General features: G+C 70.9%; 7 protein-coding genes. 2 read left to right on the forward strand and 5 right to left on the reverse strand.

Translation table 11 applies throughout. The features are described 5' to 3' along the window. Window positions 1-737 precede the first annotated feature (737 nt). Window positions 738-875: a hypothetical protein gene (locus FNX44_RS22220; protein ID WP_153507615.1), complete on the forward strand. Its 138-nt coding sequence runs from the start codon at window positions 738-740 to the stop codon at window positions 873-875. Between the two features lie 79 nt (window positions 876-954). Here the strand turns inward: FNX44_RS22220 and FNX44_RS22225 are convergent, their stop codons facing one another. Further along, complete coding sequence (locus FNX44_RS22225; RefSeq protein WP_143650560.1) at window positions 955-1,836, reverse strand: SGNH/GDSL hydrolase family protein; 882 nt, start codon at window positions 1,834-1,836, stop codon at window positions 955-957. Between the two features lie 317 nt (window positions 1,837-2,153). Here FNX44_RS22225 and FNX44_RS22230 point away from each other — a divergent pair, with 317 nt between their 5' ends. Beyond that, window positions 2,154-2,618: a hypothetical protein gene (locus tag FNX44_RS22230; protein WP_143650561.1), complete on the forward strand. Its 465-nt coding sequence runs from the start codon at window positions 2,154-2,156 to the stop codon at window positions 2,616-2,618. Between the two features lie 59 nt (window positions 2,619-2,677). Here FNX44_RS22230 and FNX44_RS22235 read toward each other — a convergent pair whose 3' ends face one another. The 4 genes from FNX44_RS22235 to eno all read right to left on the reverse strand — a co-directional run bounded on the left by FNX44_RS22235 (window position 2,678) and on the right by eno (window position 6,213). Next, entirely contained in the window at window positions 2,678-3,622 is a 945-nt protein-coding gene (locus FNX44_RS22235; RefSeq protein WP_181355265.1) for a Ppx/GppA phosphatase family protein, read from the reverse strand. Beyond that, on the reverse strand, window positions 3,619-4,164 hold the full coding sequence (locus FNX44_RS22240) for a DUF501 domain-containing protein (RefSeq protein ID WP_143650563.1): 546 nt from the start codon (window positions 4,162-4,164) through the stop codon (window positions 3,619-3,621). The genes FNX44_RS22235 and FNX44_RS22240 overlap by 4 nt, the downstream gene beginning before the upstream one ends. A gap of 95 nt (window positions 4,165-4,259) precedes the next feature. After that, window positions 4,260-4,700, reverse strand: a complete 441-nt coding sequence (locus FNX44_RS22245; protein ID WP_153507616.1) for an FtsB family cell division protein — start codon at window positions 4,698-4,700, stop codon at window positions 4,260-4,262. 232 nt (window positions 4,701-4,932) lie between these two features. Continuing rightward, entirely contained in the window at window positions 4,933-6,213 is a 1,281-nt protein-coding gene (eno, locus tag FNX44_RS22250) for a phosphopyruvate hydratase (RefSeq protein ID WP_143650565.1), read from the reverse strand. Window positions 6,214-6,390 lie beyond the last annotated feature (177 nt).

Genomic DNA, 6,390 nt, shown 5'->3' on the forward strand with positions numbered 1-6,390 from the left:
CCCCCACCTGCGCCACCCGCACCCGCGTAGCCACCTACCGCCGCACCCACCGCCCCTGACGCGCCGCACAGCGGCGACCGCCTACGCCTCGGCGTCACCCATGCCCGGCACCGAACCACGGGCGGTCGGCGATGAGTACTGTCCCACCTCGCAGAACGGCCTTCCTTCTCCCGGTCCGACCTGCCATTTCCTTGATCGCCCCGCCGAACGGCCGAGGTGTTGGGGACAAGGGACGGCGGCAGAATGTCCGAACTGCTGGTGGCACAGGGCGAGTTCGAGAAGTCGGGGGAGGACGAATCGCATGTGCGGGTGGAGTTGCCCGAGGTGGACGTCAACCGGTCCTCGCCGAGCGCTACGTCACCGGCGAGCCCCTGCGGCTCACCCGCACGCAGCTGTGGGACATGGAGGTCCGGAAGGCCGCTGCTCCCGGCCGGTTCATTCCGTACGTCGTGCGCGAGGGCAGCGATGCGGCCTGGGCGCCCGACCGTCCGAACGGGCCCTCGGGGACACCTTCGTCCGCGCTTCCGATCAGAGGATGTGGATACGGCCCGGGGAGTACCTCCGGGTGCTGGAGGAGGTCTGGCTCAACCACAGCACGCAGCTCGCAACCTTTCCGGGACGGGCCGAACTCGCCGACGCCCAGGGCGAGACGCTGCGCGCGGACGCCGCACAGCCGCTTCCACGTACAGCACGGCGTTGCCGGCGCGGAGGAGCAGCCGCTGAATACGTGCCGGATCGTGCTGTTGACCGGTCAGCCCGACTCCCGCTACCTGGAGCCGTTCCGGGAGCTGGCCCGGGACCCGTGGCTGCCGGGTTCTGTGGAGAACTACATCCGCGATGTGCTTGGCGTCAGCCTCGAGCGCAAGGAGGGCTGAGGGCGGCGCGGGCCGGCGCCGCCGCCCAGGTTTCCGGCGGCAGCGCCGGTCCACGCGCACGGGGCGACGCGGGCGTCGGTCAGTTGAGGCCGAGGGTGGTCATGGCGTGTTCGGCCATGCGCCTCTCTCCGAGCGCGTTGGGGTGGACGGGGACGGTGGTGTGGCCGAAGAGGACCGGTTCGATCCACCGGGTGCCGGCGGGCTTGCAGGCGTCGTGGCCCTCGGAGACCTGCGCGAAGTCCACGTAGACGGCCCCCGTCTCCTCGGCGGCGCGCTTGACGACCGCGTTGAGGTGGGCCTGGATGCCGCGCACGTACGGTACGTCGCCTTCGGCGATCGGGAGTTTGGCGAAGCAGGACGGGTCGGCGGTGGGCGGGGCGATCCACGGGTAGCCGAGCGCGGCGACGCGTGCGTTCGGCGCCTTCTCCTGGACGGCCTTCAGTGCGGCCTTGAGCGCGGGGTAGGTGTTCGACTCGATCTGGTCGCTGAAGGTGCTGCCGTTCCAGTCCTTGCAGGGGCTGCCCTTGCCGCCGCTGAGGAGTCCTGCGGAGCCGCAGGCCAGGATGGCGTTGATGAAGGTGTTGTTGTCGTTGCCGCCGATGGTCAGGGTGACCAGGTCGGTGTCGGCCTTGAGCACGTTCAGCTGCGGGGCGACGCCGAGGTACTGGGACTGGGTGAAGTGCTTGGTCTGGGCTGCGCCGCAGGTGACGTCCGTCAGTCGGGCGCCGGTCCGGTCGGCGATCACGTTGGGGTAGTTCGCCTTGGAGCGCAGGCAGAGCAGGTTGCCGGTGTCCACCGGGAGGACACCGGAGCCCGCGCTGTAACTGTCGCCGAGAGCGACGTAGTTGAGCGGCTTCGTGGCGGTGGTCGCGTGGGCGGCGGTCGCGGTGGCGCCGGTGAGGCTGACCGCCAGCGCGGTGGTTGATGCGAGCATGACACTGCGGAGGCCTGATCTCGGCATGTGCTCTCTCTTCTCGAAACAGCGTGGGGCGCGCGGCCATGACGGCACGACACGTGAGGGACGAAGAGGCGGCTCGAGCAGAAGGTCCCGGCGCCCGCGTGGGGGAAGCGGTGTTACCGCCGGTACCTACCGATAGGTAATGTGCGGCCCCGCCCCCGTACCCGTCAACCTGCGCGGCACTACTTCTTTGAAGAGTTGACGAACTGCCCGGCTGCACGCCGGGGCTCCACCACGGAGTGCGGCCGGCTCCCGGACGCATGCGGCCGAGGATGGAGCGCGGTACATCCATCTGCACCGAACCGACACAGGAGCACCTGGTGTTAGCAACCGACCCCTACACCGCCCACGACCCCGCCACGCTTCTTGTGCTACTCCTTCTCGGGGTGGTCACCGCGCCGGCACTGGCCGGGTACGCGATCAGCACGCTGGCGCGCGCACGCGTCATCAGGGCTCCGGCGGCCGCGCTCAGGAGCGCGGCGGCCACGGCCTGGTCGATGGCAGTCGCCCTGTACACGTGGGGCGTCCTACACCTGGTACTCCTGGACGGCCGGGCCCAGGCGGACGCGTGCCGCGCGGCCGTCGGTGAGCGCCTCACGGAGTACGTCCCCTCCTTCCTCCCTCTGAGGTTCGGCTGCCGCACAGGCGACGGCTCGACGGTCGAAGCCGTCATCCCGTCCTATCTCAACCCCGCCCTGGCCGTGCTGGCGGTGTGTGCCCTTGTCCTCACCTGTCTCGCGATCGCGGAGAGCGGCGAGGAGAGGAAGTCAACGCCGGCACCCTAGGGGGTGGAGCGGCGGGCGGGAGCGAGTGCTTCGCGCCGAAGCGTCCCTCTCACTACGTGTCAGACCTGGCTCCAGGCGATGCCGTCGAGGATGTCGTGTTCGCTGACGACGACTTCGGTGGCGGAGACGCGTTCCATGATCGACTGGAGGATGAGGGCGCCGGTGGCGATGACGTCCACGCGGCCGGGGTGCATCACGGGGATGGCGGCGCGTTCGGCGTGCGTGGAGTTCAGGAGGCGGGTGGTGAGGCCGCGGACGTCGGCGAGAGGGACGCGGCTGTGGTGGATGGCCGCGCTGTTGTACTCCGGGAGGCCGAGGTGGATCGCGGCGACGGTGGTGACCGAGCCGGCGAGTCCGACGAGGGTGCGGGCACGGCTCAGCGGGACGGTTTCCTCGGCGAGGTCGAGGGCGGCGTTGATGTCGGCGCGGATCTTGGCGACCTGGTCGGCGGTCGGCGGGTCGGCGACCTTGCCGTCGTGGACGAGGTGGCGTTCGGTCAGGCGGACGCAGCCGATGTCGACGCTGCGGGCGGCCTCGACGCCGTCGGTGCCGACGACGACTTCGGTGGAGCCGCCGCCGATGTCGACGACGAGGTAGGGGGTGGCGAGACCGGATTCGGCGAGTTCCCGGGTGGCGCCGGTGAAGGAGAACTCCGCTTCGGCGTCGCCGGTGATGACCTCGGGCTCGACGCCGAGGATGGACACGACACCGGCGGTGAACTCGTCGCGGTTCTCCGCGTCGCGGGACGCGGAGGTGGCGACGAAGCGGGTGTGTTCGGCGCCGAGTGAGCGGATGACCTCGGCGTACTGGCGGCATGCGGCGAACGTGCGGTCCAGCGCCTCGGGGGCGAGGCGGCCGGTGCGGTCGACGTCCTGGCCGAGGCGGACGATCTCCATACGGCGGTCGAGTTCGACGAGGTGGCCGGTGGCCGGGTCGAGGTCGGCGACGAGGAGGCGGATGGAGTTGGTGCCGCAGTCGACGGCGGCGACGCGTCGGAGACTCACCGTGCGTCCTCCTCGGAGGCATCGGGGGTGCCGTGGCCGACGCAGGGGCCCTTGCGCCACCATTCGGGGAGCATCGCGATGGCCTCGTCGCCGAGCGGGTTGACGCCGGGGCCGGCGGCCAGCGAGTGGGCGACCAGGACGTGCAGGCACTTCACGCGGTCCGGCATGCCGCCGGCGCTGGGGAAGCCCTCCAGCACCTCGATCTCGTCGCGGCGGCGGATGTAGTCCTCGTGGGCGGCACGGTAGGCGGCGGCCAGTTCCTCGTCCTCGGCGAGGCGGGCCGTCATGTCCTTCATGACGCCCTCGGCCTCCAGCGTGCCGATGGCGGAGGCGGCGCGCGGGCAGGTGAGGTAGTAGGTGGTCGGGAAGGGGGTGCCGTCCTCCAGGCGGGGGGCGGTCTCCACGACGTCGGGCTGCCCGCAGGGACAGCGGTGCGCGATCGCGCGCAGGCCGCGCGGCGGCCGGCCGAGCTGGGCCTTGAAGGCGGTGATGTCGGCCTCGGTCGGCGGTGTGGGGTCGGTGCTGGGCGGCGGGGTTTCCATGCGGGCGGTGTCTTTTCCTCAGTCGTAGGTCGAAAGTCGTGGGTCGAAGCAGTCAGAACGCGTCGAAACAGTCAGAACGCCGGGAAAGCGCGGGGTCAGGGTTGGCGTTTGTCGGCGGCGTCGAGGCCGTCCCACAGGTTCTCGTACCAGGCGCGGTTGGAGGCGCCGCGGTCGCGGTCGCGCGGGGCGTCGGTGTCGCCGCCCTCCATGATGTAGGCGGTCTCGCCGGGGCGCAGGTAGTGGAGGTGTCTGCGGGCCTGCTGCTCGACGTAGGCGGGGTCGCGCCAGCGGGCCTTCTCGTCGCGCAGTTCGCGCACGCGTTCCCGGGCCTCGTTCGCCTGCCGCCGCTGGTCGTTGATCTCGGCGCGCTGGGAGACCCATTCGCGCATCGGGTAGGCGAGCGCGACGACCAGTGAGCAGATGACGAGGGCGAGTAGCGCGGCACGGCCGGTGAGTCGGCTGCGGCGTGGGGCGCGCAGCCGTCTGTGCTGGGCGCGGTAGACCCGCGCGGCGGCCTCCTCGCCGAGCGCACGCAGCCGGGTGGCGGTGGCCGTGGCGCTGCCGGAGAGTCCGGCGAAACGTGTCCTGGTGTCGGCTGGACGTTCCCGTCCCCGGTCGGCGGGCACATCGCCTCCTGTCGGTCGCTCCGGTCCGTGACGCCGCACGTCCCGGCACACGGTACGGGACCGCGGGCCGGGACGTGAACGTGACGGGCTGGCCTGGGCCGTGATCAGCCGTAAGCCGTCAGCCTGCCGTGGGAGGCAGGCGTCAGCCGTTGAAGCGCGGGAAGGCGCTGCGGCCGGCGTAGACCGCGGCGTCGTCCAGGATCTCCTCGATGCGCAGGAGCTGGTTGTACTTGGCGACGCGCTCGGAGCGGGCGGGGGCGCCGGTCTTGATCTGGCCGCAGTTGGTGGCGACGGCCAGGTCGGCGATGGTGACGTCCTCGGTCTCGCCGGAGCGGTGGGACATCATGCACTTGAAGCCGTTGCGCTGGGCGAGCTCGACGGCGTCCAGGGTCTCGGTGAGCGAGCCGATCTGGTTGACCTTCACGAGCAGCGCGTTGGCGGACTTCTCGTCGATGCCGCGCTGGAGGCGCTCGGGGTTGGTGACGAAGAGGTCGTCACCGACGAGCTGGACCTTGTCGCCGAGCTCGGCGGTGATGGTCTTCCAGCCCTCCCAGTCGTCCTCGAAGAGCGGGTCCTCGATGGAGACCAGCGGGTAGGCGTCGACGAGCTCGCCGTAGTAGGCGGTCATCTCGGCGGCGGTGCGGGACTTGCCCTCGAACTCGTAGACGCCGTCCTTGTAGAACTCGGAGGCGGCGACGTCCAGGGCGAGCGCGATGTCCTGGCCGGGGGTGTAGCCGGCCTTCTGGATGGCCTCGAGGATGAGGTCGAGGGCCTCGCGGTTGGAGCCGAGGTTGGGAGCGAAGCCGCCCTCGTCACCGAGGCCGGTGGACAGGCCGCGCTCCTTGAGGACGGCCTTCAGGGCGTGGTAGGTCTCGGTGCCCCAGCGCAGCGCCTCGGAGAACGACTCGGCGCCGATCGGCGCGATCATGAACTCCTGGATGTCCACGTTGGAGTCGGCGTGCGAACCGCCGTTGAGGATGTTCATCATCGGCACCGGCAGCAGGTGCGCGTTGGGGCCGCCCAGGTAGCGGAACAGCGGGAGGTCGGACGCCTCGGAGGCGGCGTGCGCGACGGCGAGGGAGACGCCGAGGATCGCGTTGGCGCCGAGGGAGGACTTGTCGGCGGTGGCGTCCAGGTCGAACATCGCCTGGTCGATCAGCCGCTGCTCGGTCGCGTCGTAGCCGACGAGCTCCGGGCCGATCTGCTCGATCACCGCGAGCACGGCCTTCTCGACGCCCTTGCCGAGGTACCGGCCCTTGTCACCGTCACGGAGCTCGAGGGCCTCGAAGGCGCCGGTGGAGGCGCCGGACGGCACAGCGGCACGGCCCGTGCTGCTGTCGTCGAGGCCGACCTCGACCTCGACCGTGGGGTTGCCTCGCGAGTCGAGGATCTCGCGGGCTACGACGACGTCGATGGACGGCACGAGGATCTCCTTCGTGTGTGTCTGGCTGTCTGCCGAAGCCTAACCGGCGCGGGGGCCGGGGCGCCGCTCCCGTCCGTGTGGTGGGCGCCGGGGGCGGAACGGTGACGTGAAGGAGTCGGGTGGGCGCGCAGGGTAGCCGAAGAGCGGTGGCGGCTCCGCCTCCGGCCTGTCCGGGTC

The organism is Streptomyces alkaliterrae (genome assembly GCF_007097205.2).
Lineage (GTDB): Bacteria > Actinomycetota > Actinomycetes > Streptomycetales > Streptomycetaceae > Streptomyces > Streptomyces alkaliterrae.

Coding starts and splice junctions, on each gene's coding strand:
- FNX44_RS22225 (WP_143650560.1), bottom strand. CDS start 1,836: ATGCCGAGATCAGGCCTCCGCAGTGTCATGCTCGCATCAACCACCGCG.
- FNX44_RS22240 (WP_143650563.1), bottom strand. CDS start 4,164: ATGGAAACCCCGCCGCCCAGCACCGACCCCACACCGCCGACCGAGGCC.